The 15166-nt window shown below is 67.5% G+C and carries 11 protein-coding genes and 1 other RNA gene; 1 reads left to right on the top strand and 11 read right to left on the bottom strand.

The annotated features are described in order from the left end of the window. Positions 1-44: 44 nt before the first annotated feature. From QHG62_RS09465 to dnaX, 5 genes are all read right to left on the bottom strand, one after another. Positions 45-1079, bottom strand: coding sequence for an ABC transporter substrate-binding protein (locus tag QHG62_RS09465; RefSeq protein WP_281150624.1), 1035 nt, complete (start codon positions 1077-1079; stop codon positions 45-47). A 148-nt stretch (positions 1080-1227) separates the two neighbouring features. Continuing rightward, positions 1228-1620: an MAPEG family protein gene (locus QHG62_RS09460; protein WP_281150623.1), complete on the bottom strand. Its 393-nt coding sequence runs from the start codon at positions 1618-1620 to the stop codon at positions 1228-1230. A 16-nt stretch (positions 1621-1636) separates the two neighbouring features. Next, positions 1637-2227, bottom strand: a complete 591-nt coding sequence (gene recR / locus QHG62_RS09455) for a recombination mediator RecR (protein ID WP_281150622.1) — start codon at positions 2225-2227, stop codon at positions 1637-1639. A 7-nt stretch (positions 2228-2234) separates the two neighbouring features. Then, positions 2235-2567, bottom strand: a complete 333-nt coding sequence (locus QHG62_RS09450; RefSeq protein ID WP_012747441.1) for a YbaB/EbfC family nucleoid-associated protein — start codon at positions 2565-2567, stop codon at positions 2235-2237. Positions 2568-2618: 51 nt separating this feature from the next. Continuing rightward, positions 2619-4484 (bottom strand): DNA polymerase III subunit gamma/tau, encoded by a 1866-nt coding sequence (dnaX, locus tag QHG62_RS09445; protein WP_281150621.1) that lies wholly within the window; start codon positions 4482-4484, stop codon positions 2619-2621. 178 nt (positions 4485-4662) lie between these two features. On the opposite strand from dnaX, the gene ffs reads away from it, so the two are divergent. Beyond that, an RNA gene (ffs, locus tag QHG62_RS09440) (signal recognition particle sRNA small type) lies at positions 4663-4759 on the top strand. Positions 4760-4831: 72 nt separating this feature from the next. Here ffs and QHG62_RS09435 read toward each other — a convergent pair. The 6 genes from QHG62_RS09435 to QHG62_RS09410 all read right to left on the bottom strand — a co-directional run bounded on the left by QHG62_RS09435 (position 4832) and on the right by QHG62_RS09410 (position 15024). Continuing rightward, positions 4832-5431 carry an SCO family protein gene (locus QHG62_RS09435; protein WP_281150620.1) on the bottom strand — a complete coding sequence of 200 codons (600 nt, stop codon included), beginning with the start codon at positions 5429-5431 and terminating at the stop codon, positions 4832-4834. 22 nt (positions 5432-5453) lie between these two features. Further along, positions 5454-5900 (bottom strand): hypothetical protein, encoded by a 447-nt coding sequence (locus tag QHG62_RS09430; protein WP_281150619.1) that lies wholly within the window; start codon positions 5898-5900, stop codon positions 5454-5456. A 33-nt stretch (positions 5901-5933) separates the two neighbouring features. After that, positions 5934-7847, bottom strand: a complete 1914-nt coding sequence (locus QHG62_RS09425; protein WP_281150618.1) for a galactose oxidase-like domain-containing protein — start codon at positions 7845-7847, stop codon at positions 5934-5936. An 81-nt stretch (positions 7848-7928) separates the two neighbouring features. Beyond that, entirely contained in the window at positions 7929-9173 is a 1245-nt protein-coding gene (locus QHG62_RS09420) for a TIGR03862 family flavoprotein (RefSeq protein ID WP_281150617.1), read from the bottom strand. Next, entirely contained in the window at positions 9170-12430 is a 3261-nt protein-coding gene (locus tag QHG62_RS09415; protein ID WP_281150616.1) for a UvrD-helicase domain-containing protein, read from the bottom strand. The genes QHG62_RS09420 and QHG62_RS09415 overlap by 4 nt, the downstream gene beginning before the upstream one ends. Beyond that, complete coding sequence (locus tag QHG62_RS09410; RefSeq protein ID WP_281150615.1) at positions 12427-15024, bottom strand: PD-(D/E)XK nuclease family protein; 2598 nt, start codon at positions 15022-15024, stop codon at positions 12427-12429. The genes QHG62_RS09415 and QHG62_RS09410 overlap by 4 nt, the downstream gene beginning before the upstream one ends. Positions 15025-15166 lie beyond the last annotated feature (142 nt).

The following is a 15166-nucleotide window of genomic DNA, read 5'->3' as shown; positions in this document are numbered from 1 at the left end:
AAGAAAAAACCCGGCCGAAGCCGGGTCGCGAGGACGTCCGGAGGTCAGGCTTTGAACCTGTCCTTCGCGCGCCGGGCAAAATCGTTGGTGTAGGTCTTGGCAAGGTCGATCTTGTCGGCCTTCACCGCCGTGTCGAAACTCGAGATGGCTGCAAGCGCGGTTTTGGGGCCTTCGGTGGGCACCAGGCCATCGGTGGCAATCGATTCGCGCACCTTGTCGAAAGACGCAAGGTAGAGCGCCCGGTCGCCGAGCAGGTAGGTTTCAGGCACTGTCTTGATGATGTCGCCCGGCCCTGCCGTCTGCAGCCACTTGAGGCCGCGAACAATGGCATTGGCCATCGCCTGGCAAGTGTTGGGGTTCTTCTGGATGAACTCCATCGGTGCGTAAAGGCAGGCCGCGGGCATGGGCCCGCCGAACACCTGCTGCGTGCCCTTGAGCGTGCGCGTGTCGCTGATGATCTTCACGTCGCCCTTCTGCTCGAGCATGGTCATCACCGGATCGGTGTTGCTGATGGCATCGATCTGGCCCGAGCGCAGCGCCGTGAGCGCGCCGGCCGCCACACCCACGCCGATATAGCTCACGTCGCTGGCCTTCAGGCCGCCGCGCGAAAGCACGAGGTTGGCCACCATGTTGGTCGACGAACCCGGCGCGGAAACGCCTATCTTCTTGCCCTTCAGGTCGGCAATGCCGGCGTAGCCCCCCATGTTCTTGGTTGAAACGCCCACCGCGATTTGCGGGGCGCGGCCTTGCAGCACGAAAGCCTGGAAGAACTGGTTCTTGGCCTGCAGGTTGATGGTGTGCTCGTAGGCGCCGGAGCACACGTCGGCCGACCCGCCGACCACAGCCTGCAGCGCGCGCGCGCCGCCGGCAAAGTCAGAAATTTCTACTTCGAGCCCTTCGGCCTTGAAGTAGCCGAGCTGCTCGGAAATGGTGAGCGGCAAGTAGTAGAAAGCCGCCTTGCCGCCGACTGCGATGGAGATCTTCGTCTTCTCGAGCTTGGCTTGCGCAAAGACCCGCGGCAGCGCAACTGCTGCGGCAGCGACTGCGGAGGCGGTGATGAGGGTTCTGCGATGGAGCATGGAGCGGTCCTGCGGGCTCTTTGATTCTGGTGAACTGAATCGAGCTTAGGGGTGCGCCCACCTTGCTTGCATCGGGGTCATCCCGTGCGGGTTTTCACGTAAACATGAAGACCTCTACGAGACCCTGTTCAGAAGGGCTCGTGTGCGCCTATCGCGCGATGAAAAGAATCGCGATGTTGACCAGGAATCCGAGCGCCCACACCGCGCTGCGCACGGTGCCTATGCCCTTGATGTACACCGCGATGTAGATCACGCGCAGTACGACATACGCGGCCGCGAGCATGTCGAGCCTTGCCTGCGCTGCGCCGAGCTGATGCGCAATGATGACTGCGCCGATGAAGAACGGCAGCCCTTCGAAGCTGTTGGCCTGTGCGCTGTTGGCGCGCGCACGCCAGCCGCTCTGCTTTGCGGCCCAGTCGCGCGGCTGGATGTTGTCGCGCGGACCGAAGCTGCCAACCTTTGCAATCCATGCCGCCAGATATGGCAGGCCGCACGCAATGAACACACACCAGTAGGCAATGGTGAGCAGTGAAAGAGTCATGTCCTGTTGTCTGTGGCTACCTGCGGTCTACCAGCGCATGCGCGATGGTGCCGAGGTCGACGTATTCGAGTTCGCTGCCCGCCGGCACGCCGCGCGCAAGCCGCGTCACGTTCAGGCCGCGCTGCTTGAGTGCCTCGCCGATCACATGCGCCGTGGCTTCGCCCTCCGCCGTGAAGTTGGTGGCAAGGATCACCTCGCTGACCGTGCCGTCGAGCGCGCGGTCGAACAGCTTCTGCAGGCCGATGTCCTTGGGCCCGATGCCGTCGAGCGGACTGAGCTTGCCCATCAGCACGAAGTAGTAGCCGCGGAACGCACCTGTGCGCTCGAGCGCCGCCTGGTCGGCAGGCGTTTCGACCACGCAAAGCTTGCTCGCGTCGCGGCGCGGGTCCAGGCACACGTTGCAGACCGGCGCCTCGGTAAAGGTGTTGCAGCGCTCGCAATGCCGCACGTTTCCGGCCGCCTGCTGCAAGGCGCGCGAAAGCATCTGCGCGCCCTCGCGGTCGTGCTGCAGCAAATGAAAAGCCATGCGCGAAGCCGACTTCACGCCGACCCCGGGGAGGCGGCGCAGCGCATCGATCAATGCGTCGAGCGAGCTGGCGTCGGCCATCAATCGCTCAGAACGGCAGCTTCATGCCGGGCGGGAGGCCCGGCATGCCGGCCGTGAGCTTGCCCATCTTCTGTTCGCTGGTTTCCTCGGCCTTGCGCACCGCGGCATTGAAGGCGGCGGCCACCAGGTCTTCGAGCATGTCCTTGTCGTCGGCCAGCAGGCTCGGGTCGATGGTGATGCGCTTGACGTCGTGCTTGCAGGTCATCACGACCTTGACGAGGCCGGCGCCCGATTCGCCTTCGACCTCGATGGTGGCCAGCTCTTCCTGGGCCTTCTTGAGGTTGTCCTGCATTGCCTGCGCCTGCTTCATGAGGCCGGCCAGTTGTCCTTTGTTGAACATCGTTGGTCCTGATTGGTTGGGGAAAATTGGGGAAAGGATAAGAGACGGCGCTCAGGCGGGCTTGAGCGTTCCAGGCACGATCTTCGCATCGAATTCGCGCATCAGCATCTGCACCTCGGGGTCGTTGCGAATCGCCTCTTCGGCAACGCGCTGGCGCTCGTCGGCCGCGTGTTTGTTGCGTCGCGCGGGGCTGTCGATCACGCCGCCGATTTCAATGGCCAGCTTCACGCTGTGGCCCAGGGCCGCGAGCGCGTCGGCGAGCTTCTCGCGCGCAGAAGGCTGATTGAGCAGTTCCCGCTCCACGCGCAATATCCACTGGTCGACATCGCGCGCCACCAGCTGCGACTGCAATGCAAGTTCGCGCGCCAAGGCGTTGATGCTCTCGGCCGCAATCATCTGCGTGACGGTGGCATGCCAGAAATCGCCGTCTTCGCTAGGCGGAATGGGGGGCGCGGGAGCGCGCTGCTCATCGGAACGGGGCACGTCCCGCTGGCCCGGCGGCGGCTGGACCCGAATTGGCACCGCAAGCACCCTGGGGCGGTCTTCAAGAGCCTGCGGCTCGGCCGAAGCGCCAGGCCTCGGCGGTCCGCCCTGGCGCATTGGCTCGCTGACCACCGTAAGCCGCTGCCCGGCAGGTGCCGAGCCGGCTTGCGGCGGCAGCGGCGCGGCAGACACAACCGGCGCTTCAGCTGCCTGTGCAGGTCGAGCCGAAGGTGTTGCCGAGGGGGTTAAAACCGCCCTTGGCGCTTCATTCAGAGTTTTTTTTTCCGCGGAGCCCGAAGAGGCCGATGCGGAAGGTGCCGCGCCCGAAGGCTTGAAGGCCAGCAGCCGCAGCAGCACCATTGTCAGCGCCGCGTACTCGTCGGGCGCCAGGCCCAGCTCGCCGCGGCCGTGCAGGCACAGGCTGTAGAGCAACTGCGTTTCGTCGGCCGGCATCAGCGACGCCAGGCGTGCCGTGTCGGCCGCATCCGGGTCGGTGGCCGAATCGGCGGACTCCGCGCGCGAAGGCACCGCCTGCAGCACGGCCATGGCCTGCAGCACGGCGGTCATTTCTTCGAGCGTGGAAGCGGCCGACATGCCGTCGCGCCGCAGCGCCTCGGAGGTGTCGACCACCGTCTTGCCGTCGCCCTGCGCCAGCGCCTCGATGAGCTTGAACACGTGGCCGCGGTCGACGCTGCCGAGCATCTGGCGAACGCCGGTTTCAAGCAGTTCGCCGTTGCCGAAGGCAATGGCCTGATCTGTGAGCGACAGCGCATCGCGCATCGAGCCGCGCGCGGCGCGTGCCAGGAGCCGCAATGCCTGCGGCTCAGCCGGCACCTGTTCGGTCTGCAACACGCTTGTGAGGTGTTCGAGCACCGTTTCAGGCGCCATGGGACGCAGGTTGAACTGCAGGCAGCGCGACAGCACGGTGACCGGCACCTTCTGTGGATCGGTCGTTGCCAGAACGAACTTGAGGTATTCCGGCGGCTCCTCGAGCGTCTTCAGCATCGCGTTGAACGCGGTGTTGGTGAGCATGTGCACTTCGTCGATCATGAAGACCTTGAAGCGTCCCTGCACCGGCTTGTAGACCGCCTGTTCGAGCAGCGACTGCACCTCGTCCACGCCGCGGTTCGAGGCCGCGTCCAACTCGGTGTAGTCGACGAAACGGCCCGAATCGATGTCCTTGCAGGCCTGGCACATCCCACAGGGCGTGGCCGTGATGCCGCCCTGCCCGTCCGGGCCCTGGCAGTTGAGCGATTTGGCCAAGATGCGCGAAACCGTGGTCTTGCCCACGCCCCGCGTGCCGGTAAAAAGATAGGCGTGATGCAGGCGCTGCGTGGTCAACGCGTTCTCGAGCGCCTGCACCACGTGCCCCTGGCCGACCATCTCACCAAAGGTTTTCGGACGGAACTTGCGAGCGAGCACGAGATAAGACATTGGGGGCATTCTAAAAGGCGCGGAGGCGGTCCCCGGCCCCACCCCTCAATCAAAAAAAGCCCTGTCCATCCGTGGGATACCGAGGAACCGGCTTTGCCGGGCCTCTGGTATCGCCCCCAGCAGGGGGTGGGCGAAGCGACACGAAGTGCGCGCAGCCTGGGGGGTTACAATAGCCTTTGACGGGCCTCCCTGCATGGTGAAGTGGCCAACCGGGTCAGGTGGGGAACCAAGCAGCCCTAACTGCGTAGTCAGTGCCAGGGGTAAGGCTCGTCAACCTAACATCGATGAACGGACGGGCGCGGCATGCGCCCCCGCAGCGGCGCCGAATCGGCAGCCGCTGCATCCAACTAACCAATCTGTCGTAGCCCGGCCATGACCTCTTCGGCCGGCGGCAACTCGCTGGTTCGCCAGACCAGCCGGGCATGACGGTCGAACAGATAAACCTGGCCGGTATGGCGGTCGCCCGCTGCCGCGCCTCCCGTGAACAGCGAGAGCATCGACTCAAGTGCCTCGGGGGCTGGCGCCGCCGCGCTCCAGGTCGACCTCGCGCCGAAGCGCCGCAACCAGGCGCCCAGCGCAACAGGGTCGTCGGAGAGCGGGTCGATGCTCAGCGACAGCAGACGCACTCCCGCGTAGCGCTCGGGCAGCAATGCCGCCTGCAGCGTCGAGAACAAGGCCCCCTGGATCGGGCAGACCGTGCTGCATCCGGTAAACATCAATTGAACGGCGGTTGGGGCGCCTCGCAGCTGCGCCGCGAGCATCGGTTTTGCGCCGTCGTGGCGCCGCAGCGGCAAGGCCGGAGCCGACACCGCCGGCAGCACCGGGCCGATGCTGGTGTTTGCGCGGGCCGGAGGCACACCCAGCCACGCCAGTCCACCGGCGGCAAGAAGGCGCCGGCGCCCGCGGGATGCGACCTGCGGGGGTATGAAGGGGTCGTGCGCGTTCATCGCTTTATTGAGTTCATTGAATTCATTGGGTAAGGGCTTGCGTCAGGTAGTCCCACAACGCCGCGCACTGGCCTTCGTCGGCATCGAACCGCGGCATGGCTCGGGGCACCATGACATGGGTGGGGTCGATGCCGGTACGCAGCGTGCGGCAGAAGGATGCGCGCTCGTACGCGACGGGCGGGCCGCCGCGGCGCGCGAAGACTTCGCGCAGCTGGCGCCGGTCGAGCGGCGGCGCGAAACCGGAGACAGCGGCAGTGGACTTTCCGGGGCCCGCGTGGCACTGGATGCAGCGCGTCGCCGCGCCCGGCAGCGGCGCGCTGTGGCCGGACAGCGTGCCGGCGAGCGGCTCGGTGCCATCGAACAGGCGCGCGCCACGCGCCACCGAGGAAGGCACGGCGGCTTCAGGCTCTGCGGACCACGCCGGGCCAACGGCCAGTGCGGTTCCGAGCGCCAGCGTCAGCATCATCATCGAAAGCCTCGGCTTCGCGAAGCGCGCCGGCCGCTACCGGATGTTGATGGTGCGCGCCACGCTCGGCACGCCGCTGCTGTCGAGCGCGAACAGCATGTAGTTGCCCGGCAGCACCGTCCCGGGATCGGTCGGAATGCCCAGCTGGTAGTTGCCTGCCGTGCCCGTGAATGACAGCGGGATGCGGCGTTGATCGGTGTTGACCGAGTGAGTGGCCGATGCCATGCGCACCAGCGCAAAGCGGGCCGCCGCGCGGTCGGTCGCCACGGCGATCTGGCTGCCCCATGTGGCGCTGGCCGGCGCAGCGGTGATGGCCGGGCGGGACGCCGGCGAACCGTCGCTCGCCAGCAGGTACGGTGGCGTGTAGATCTCCGCGTCCGGGTGGTCGCCCGCACAGTCGCACAGCCCGCCGCCGCCCGCCAGCACGCGTCCGTCCGGCAGCAGCAGGGCCACGCTGTGATAGTTGCGCGGTTTCTGCATCGGCGGCACGGTGATGAAGCTCTCCAGCTCCGGGCTCCACAGTTCGGCCGCCAGCACACTGTAGGAGTCGGAAAACGGAACGGGCTGCGTCTGTCCGCCTATCACGAACACCTCGCCGTTGGGCAGCACCACGCTGTTGACAAAGGTTCGGCCATAGGCCATCGGTGAAAGCTTGCGCACCGTGGGCGCCGCCGGCGCGCCTGCGCTGATGTCGATGATGTAGGCGGTCTTGAAGGCGTTGCCGCTGTCGTGGTTGGGCGCGCCGCCGAGCTTGAGGATCTTGCCGATGTCGTACATCACGGCGCTGGCGGTCATGGCATAGGGGTCATCGTTGCGTAGCCCGGCCTGCAGGATGGCGCCGCTGCCGCGCGTGTCGATCCAATGCATTGCGGCAGCAGGCCCGGCGTGGAATACCCAGCCGTTGGCGGCGCCGAACAGCCACATGTGGTTGTCGCCCCGGTAGACCCCCGCCGCGTCCGGGCCGGCCAACGGCGGGTTGGAGACATTGCTCGCATCGGGCATGTTGGCTGGTATGCCGGACAGCGTGCGCCAGGTCTTGGTGGCGGCCGACCACACCTCGCCGTACTTGCCGCCCTGCCCGCCGTTCCACGACCCCCCGACGGTGAATACGGAGCCGTCGGACATGGTCGTGCTCGCCTGGTAGGCACGTGCAATGCCGAGTTGTGCCCCCGTCACCCAGCCGCCGAGCGCCGGGTCGTAGATCGAGGTCTTCGTCGCATCGCTGCCGCCGCTGACCAGCACGCTGCCATCGGCCAGCATGCTCAGGCCGGGGCAGAACATCTGGTGGCCGGTGGCCGTGATCACCAGCGGGCTGGCGCTTCGCGTGATGGGGTCGAACACAGAGGTGTAGGTGTACGCCTCGTTGCTGCTCGTGCTGAAGCTGGTGGGCGAGCGGGCTGCCCACAGCAGCAGCTTGCCATCCGGGAGGTTGGCGGCCGATGCGGGAACGAGCGGCAGCGCGATCGGATCGGACCAGGGCTTCACCGCGGCGGTCGATTGCGCCGCGGTGTATCCGGCTGCCGTGAACAGGTACTCGTTGGCCGGCAGCCACTTTCCCTTGAATCGGGAGCGCAGGCGGACCACGAGCCCCGCGCCGTCTATGGGAAGGTTTGTCACCGTCAGCGTTGTCGCACTTGTCGATGTGTCCACCACGGGTGTCGCCGAAGAGGCCGAGAGGATCGTCAACCCGTACTGGGTGGCACCGGTGTTGTTCCAGGCGAAGGTGGCGCTGCGGCTGGCGAACTTGGTGCCGGGGGAGGGACTGGTGAGGGACGCCGGCTGTCCGTCCGGTGGCACCGGCTTGCTGGCCGATGCGGACGTGCCCGCCAGCGTCGGATGTGCGCCCTGCGCGCCGGCGCCGCCTCCTGCGTCACCGCCGGACCAAACCAGGAACACCAGGGATGCATAAGCAAGCCCGCGCGCGGCGCGCGGCGATGGAACGCTGGTCATCGCTGCTCCTTTTGTTTTTGTCTGGTCGCAGCTTATTCCTTGTGCGTGCAATAAACAATACAAAAGTATTCAGCCATACCCTCAAAGGCCCAGTTGCTTGATGGCTCCGCGGGCCGCGGCCGCACCGCTGGCCATGGAAGCCGTCAGCAGGTAACCCCCGGTCGGTGCTTCCCAATCGAGCATTTCTCCCGCAACGAACACGCCGGGCAATGCAGTTGCCATGAGCCCTTCGTCGAGCGCATCGAAGCGCACCCCACCCGCGGTGCTGATGGCTTCATCGATAGGACGCGCCGCAACCAGCCGCAACGGCACGGCCTTGATGGTCGCCGCCAACTGCGCAGTGTCTTGCATCGCCTCGCGGCTCAATACCTCGTGCAGCACGCCGGCCTTGATGCCCTCCAGCCCCAGCCGGCTCTTCAGGTGGCTGCTGAGCGAACGGGCGCCACGCGGATGCTTCACGGCCGCCAGTACCTGCTCGGCACTGCGGTCTGGCAACAGATCGAGCAGCAGCGTCGCACTGCCGTGCGCGGCAATCTCGTCGCGCAGCAATGCCGATGCCGCGTAGATCAGGCTGCCCTCGATGCCGGTGGCAGTCGCAACGAACTCGCCCTTGCGCGCAAAGCGGCGGCCCTGGCTGTCGGTGAACGAAACGGCGACCGACTTGAAGGGCTGGCCCGCAAAGCGGCTGGAGAAATGTTCGCTCCACCCTGCTCCATCGAAGCCGCAATTGGCGGGCAGCAGCGACGCAACGTCGACCCCGCGTGCCTGGAGCCACGGCGCCCACGCGCCGTCGGAGCCCAGCCGCGCCCAACTGGCACCACCGAGCGCGAGCACTACGGCATCGGCCTTCACGGTGGCTTCACCGGCCGGGGTGGCAAACCGCAGCGAAGCCGCCGTTATCGGCGCATCTCCGTCGACAAGCCAGCGATGGCGCATATGAAACTGCACGCCCGCTGCGCGCAGCCGCTGCAGCCACGCACGCAACAACGGCGCGGCTTTCATGTCGGTCGGAAACACGCGGCCCGATGTGCCCACGAAAGTCTCGACGCCCAGGCCTGCTGCCCATTGGCGCACCTGCTCCGGTCCGAACTGGGTGAGCATGGGTTCGAGCTGTGCGCGCCGGTCGCCGAACCGGCTCATGAAGATGTCGAAGGGCTCCGAGTGCGTGAGGTTGAGCCCGCCACGGCCAGCCAAAAGGAATTTCCTGCCCACGGAGGGCATGGCGTCGTACACGTGCACCTGCACGCCTGACGCGCTCAAGACTTCGGCCGCCATGAGGCCGGCAGGTCCGCCGCCGATCACGGCGACGGTATGGGAAAGAGTCATTCGAGATTTACCAGTTCGCCCTGCCCGGTCAGGAACGCGGCGCGCACCGTGGCACCGGGATAGGCATGTTGCACAGCCGCGCGGTAGCGCTGCATCTGTGCGATGAGTGCCGCGTCGCGCTCAGGGCGGGCGGCAGATTTGTAGTCGAGGATCCACCAGGCGCCGGTCGCGCGCTCGCGCACCAGCCGGTCGATGCGCAGCGTTTCGCCTTCGTGCACCAGGGTGACTTCGTTGCCGTGCCAGTCGATCATGCGCTCATTCCAAGCCCATGCGCCGGCGCCGCCGCGAATGCGTTCGGCGAGCACCGCGGCGCCGCGTGCCTGCTGCGCGTCGAGCAAGAACTCGCGCGCCGCGGCGCGCACGTGCGCGGCCGGCAAAGGCTCACCCGGCTCGGCCCATTCGAGCAGGCGGTGCATCGCCTGGCCGAATGCGGCAGCGCGCGCATCGACGGTGGCGTCGGCGGCTTTCTTGATAACCACGGGTTCCTTGGCCGCTGGCGCGAACACGGGCATCTGCTTCATCGGGAAGCTGCCCGCACCGGAAGCCACCGGCAACACGATCAGCGGCTCATCGGCTTCGGCCGGTTCGCAAATCGACTCGAGCCGCGACCACCAGCTGCCCTCGTTGGCGCGGGCCGGCTGCACCGACGACAGCACGAGGCGCTCGCGCGCCCGGGTGGTCGCCACGTAAAGACCGTTGAGTTCCTCACGGTGGCGTGCGCGCTGCTCTTCTTCGAGCAATGTGGTGGCGCAGCCCGGCGGCGTCTTTTCGCTCGCCAGGAATACGAAGCGCGTGGGTGCGCTGTCGCTGCCCTTCCACTCGACAAGCACGCCCATGGTCTGGGCGCGCGGCGGCGGCGCGTCGCAATCGAGCATGAGCACGGTGTCGGCCTCGAGGCCCTTGGCGCCGTGAACCGTGAGAAGCTGCACCGCGTCGGGCACCGCGACCGACGGCGCCCTGACCCCACCGGCGCGCAATGCGCGCACCAGTGCATAAGGCGTGGCGTAGCGCGCGCCTTCGATCTCGAGCGATGCCGCCAGCAGCCCGCGCAAGTTGGCCAACGCACTCTGGCGCATGGCCGAGGGCATGGCGGCGCCGAACCTGGCGAGCACATCGCCATCGTGAAAGATCGCGTCGAGCGCATCGTGCGGCGGCAACGCAGCAAGCCAGCGCTGCCACTGCTTGAGCCTGGCACCAGCCTCGACCAATTCCTGCGGCAGGCCTTCACCCTTCTGGATCAACGCGAACCAGCTCGACGACGGTTGCTCGCGCTGGCGCAGCGCCAGCTGCACCAGCGCGTCGTCGCCGATGCCGAACAGCGGCGACTTGAGCGCGCGCGCCAGGGAAAGGTCGTGCGCGGGCGACACCAGCGCATCGATCAGCGCGACCACGTCCTGCACTTCAGGCGCATCGTGCAGCTCGTTCTTTTCGGGCTGCTGCACGGGTATGTGCCGCTGGCGCAGTGCGTCCTGCATGGCAGCCAGGCGATTGCGGCGGCGGGCCAGCACCATGATCTGCCGCGGCGGCGTGCCGTCGGCAATGCGCTGCGCAACCCAGCGCGCGGCCTGCTCGCATTCTTTTTGCAGCAATTGCTCTTCAGGCAACACGCGCGGCGTCACGAGGCTGTCGCGCCAATGCAGCATGCCGTCGTCGGCAGGTTCGGGTGCGGCCGTGCCGACCGCATCGCGGTCGATGGGCGGGAGCTTCAGCAGCTCGCCCTCGTCGTTGCGCTCGGTGGTGTGCGCGCGGTAGCCGTCGAACTCGCCCGCGTCCTGCGCGGCCAGCATCGCCTGGTTGACGAGCCCGACCACCGCACGCGCGTTGCGGTGGGTGTGGTCGCAGTTGAGCAGCTCGCCGCCCAGGCCTTCGCGCACGAACTTCTTCGCGGCAATGAACACCTGCGGCTCGGCGCGGCGAAAGCGGTAGATGCTCTGCTTCGGATCGCCCACGATGAAGACGCGCGGCGCCTTGCCCCCCGCACCGGTGTAGGCGCTGAGCCAGCCGTAGAGCGCCTGCCACTGCAGCGGGTTGGTGTCCTGGAACTCGTCGATCAGCAGATGGGCGATGCGCGCATCGAGCCGCTCCTGCACCCAGCCCGACAGTGCCGACTGGCCGAGCAGCAGTTGCGCGGCCTGCTCGACGTCGTTCATGTCGACCCAGCCGTGCGCGCGCTTCACTTCGGCAAACGCGGAGACGAGGATGCGCGTGAGGCGAGTCATGCGCTGCTGGTAGAGCCACGCCGCGTGCTGGGCCTGCGCAACGCACAGGGTCTGGAGCTCGGCTTCGGCTTCTTGCGCGGCGGGGAATTTCTGCAGGTTCTTGGTGAGCCGGTCTTCCGTCGCGACAAAGAAATTCTTGCGCAGGTGCGCCAGGGCGGCGGCACGCGATTCGCTTGGCGGCTCGCCGGTGCCGAATACGTCGATGATCGCCTCGGCGGCTTTCTGCGGCGTCTTGTTGGCCTCGCGGCCGAGCGCGGCGGCGCGATCGAGCCAGCGGCGCCTGACAAGGTCTCCACTCAGGGCATCGGTCGGCTCGTCCAGACCTTGGAGCGAAGGATGCATGGCGCTGAAGTGCTGCACCGCCGACGCCGGGTCGGACAGCGCAAACTCGACGCGGCGCGTGAGCGCTTCGCCCAGCGCCTTGGCGGTCTGCGAGCGGCCGTAGGTGGCCACGACGGCGTAGTAGTCGGCCAGCGCCTCCTTGTCGGCCGTCACCGCCTCGAAGAAGGGCCGCCAGGTGCGCGCACGCGCCTCGGCATCGTCTTCGAGCAATTCATAGTTCGCAGGCAGGCCGAGTTCACGCAATACCGCCAGCGGCGCGTTGCGCAACAGCCCTGCAAACCAGGCATGAAAGGTACGAAACTGCACCGGCCGGCCGCCTTCGAGCAAGCGCCTGTAGAGGCCTTTCAGACGCGGCACGGCGGCAAGCGCGGCCGCGGGATCGACGCCGCGCATCACGAGCTCGCGCACCAGTTCTTCGGGGCTGCGGTCGGCGAACTGCTCCAGCCATTGGTCGAGCCGCTCGCGCATTTCCCCGGCGGCCTTCTTGGTGAAGGTAATGGCCAGGATTTCGTGCGGCTCGCAGGCGGATTCGCCCTCTTCGAGCAGCGCCCGCAAGATGCGGGACACCAGCATCCAGGTCTTGCCGGCGCCTGCGCAGGCTTCGACCGCAACGGAGCGGCGCGGATCGCAGGCGACGGTGTAGAAGGCCTCGCGCGTGACGTGCCGGCCGTTGTGTTCGTAGGCGGCGCCGTTCATTGGGCGGGCCCTCCGGCCGCAGCTTCAGTCGAAGGCGGAGGTTGTTCGATCTCCCAGAAGTCTTTTCTGCAAAGCCCGCGTGCGGCGCAGTAGTCGCAGATTGCGCCCTCACCCAACGGCGGGAGCGCCGCGCCATCTGCAATGCGCGTGAAATCGTGAAGGATGCCCGCGACCAGTGCATCGCGCGCCTCCACCACCACGGGCTGCTCGACGGTCTGCGTGCCGGACGATTTTTCGCCAACATTCACGTAGGCGGCGCGCAGGGTGTCGTCGGCCACCAGCGCGGCATAGAAGGCTAGCTGCGTGTCTTCGGTCGGGTCTTTCACACGCTCCTTGGTGACCGCGGCCGATTCGGTCTTGTAGTCGATCACGAAGGCCTGGCCGTCGGGCATGCGGTCGATGCGGTCCAGCCGGCCGACCAGTTGCAGGTTGCCCAGTGGTTGCTCCATCCACGGCTCCGATTCGGCGAACACCGCGCCGCTTGCCTCATGCCCGGCGAGCCACTGCAGGTAGCCGTCGCGCACCGCCGGCCAAGCCGCGGCGAACGGCAGGAACTCGGCATCGGACAGAGCAAACTCTTGCGTGGCGCGCTCGGCCGCGGTGGTGATGTACGCCACGCGCTCCGCCACCTCATCGGTGGGGGTTTCCTTCAGCGCCTCATGAAAGTTGCCGAGCACGGCATGCAGCCAGTTGCCGAAGTCGCGCTTGTCGACCTCGGCGTCGAGCTCATCGGCACTGCGCAGGCCCAGTTGCCGCAGCGCGAAGAAGCGGTAGGGGCAGCGACGCAGGTCCTCGTAGACGCTGGTCGAAATGTTCCGCAGCGGCAGCAGCGCTCCGGAGGGTGTCGGGTACAAGGTCGGCCGCAGCGCAACCTCGCGCGGGGTGCGCGGATCGGCCGCCATTTGCAATGCATGGTCGAGTTGGAGCGACTGCACCAGCGGGCTCGGCCGGACGGGTTCGCCGCTGGCGTCGGACTGGCGCCAGAGCAGTTCGCAGCACGGATTGCACAAGGCGGCGGCCCAGGCCGAACGCTGCGCGGCCTCGAGCGTTTCGCGTGCGGGCAAGCCGAGTTCTGCGCGCTGGGCGGCGCTCCAGTTGCCGGGCGGCTCGGGCGAGGCAGGCAGGCGCCGGTCGTCGCAGCCGGGAATGACCACCGCGCCGAATGCGCGCCCCAGGAGCTGGTGCAGCGGCAGCACCACCACCTGCGGCACGTCGCCGCCGGCTGGCGGCACAAAGCTGGCGTCTTCGAGCACGTCGCGCACCCAGGCCGTGAACTCGGCAAGCGTGTGGCGTCCGCCCGGAAATTCGTCGTCGTCGCCGTGCGCGCCGGCATCGAGCCACAGGGCACCGATCACCTTGCCACCGGCCATGTCGGCGGCGAGCGGCTCCCACTGCCCGCCGGCTTCGAGCAGCTCGCGCAAGGCCCGGAGCCAGTCTGCAAGCGGCCTGGAACGGGCCATGGCCATGCGGCGGCCTTCGACGGCTTCGGTGAAGGGCAGCAATGCGATGTCTTGCGGCTTTTCGCTGCGCGCGGCCTGCCCGCACCAGGCAGCCCACTCGCGCACGCCTTCGCGCCGCAGCCGCGCCTCGAGCGCCTGCACCGCGAGCGCATCGCCGTCGGCGCTGCTCTTGAGCCATTCGAGCACCTGGTCGCTGCCCGCGTCGTGCGCACAGGCGCGCAATGCGCTCATCACGGTGGCGGCGGCGCGCGTGGTGGAAAGCTTCCAGCCGGTTTCGTCGTGCGCGGTGATGCCGTGCGCCTGGAGCTGCGCCCCGATGCGCCGCGTGAGCGCACGGTCGGTGGTGATGAGCGCGACCGGTGCGCGGCCCTCTGCCAGGTGCCGCAGCATGCAGGCGGCGGCCAGTTCCGCCTCGTCTTCCGGGTCGTCGGCAACGTGCGCACTTGCGGCCGCGGCGGGCGGTGCGGTGGGCACCAGCGAGAGATGAATCGCGCGATCGCCCCACAGGTTGCACAGCGTCTGGGTGAGCGGATCGGTCTGGAAGCCCTCGAGCACGATGAGCGCATCGACCTGCGTGCGCACGCTCTCGCGCAGCAGCACATCGGTGGCATAGCCCGAGTTGGCGGCCCAGGCCACCGCAACGCGGATCAGCGCGCTCTCGATGCGAAACCATTCCGATTCACTGCCCGCTTCGGCCACCTGGGCCGCGCGCTGGGCCCATTCGCCGCCACGCTCTTCGGGCAAGGCGGCCGCCGCCAGTGGAGCCAGCTGGTAGGCCAGCTCGACCACCCGCCCGGCCAGTGCAAAGCGCTCGGCGGCAAAGCCGGCCTGCGACAGCAGCGCCTGGGCCGTGACCAGGTCGCGCGCCATGTCGAATGCAATGTCGTAGCCCGTGGGCAAAAAGCCGCCCGAGCTGCGCGCCCAGTTGCGGGTGGTCTCGAACCGCGGCACAAAGCCCGCGCTGCCGCAGCGCGCCCACATGGCGCGCGCGACTCCCATCAGCTGCGCATAGGGCACCAGCACCACGGTGCGCGCAGCGTGCAGCTGCCGCTGCGCGATGGCGGCGGCAATGCGGGCAACCACGCCGTCGGCGGGGTCGCACCACAGGGCCTGGACGGGGTGGCCTTCGTTCATGTTCTATCGAGGGGTTGGAGGGCGTGGAGGCGCGACGCGCAAAGGGCTTTTGCTATCGGCGCCATAGCGTTCCCGCACGGCACCCCACCCCTTGGTTTCTGTCACAATGACCAGCACTTTAGCTGCACCGAAACTCTCCGCG

The sequence above is a fragment of the Variovorax paradoxus genome, assembly GCF_029919115.1.
Lineage (GTDB): Bacteria > Pseudomonadota > Gammaproteobacteria > Burkholderiales > Burkholderiaceae_C > Variovorax > Variovorax paradoxus_O.
The sequence above is the reverse complement of the archived record's forward strand: the minus strand, read 5'-3'. Positions and strand labels throughout refer to the sequence as shown.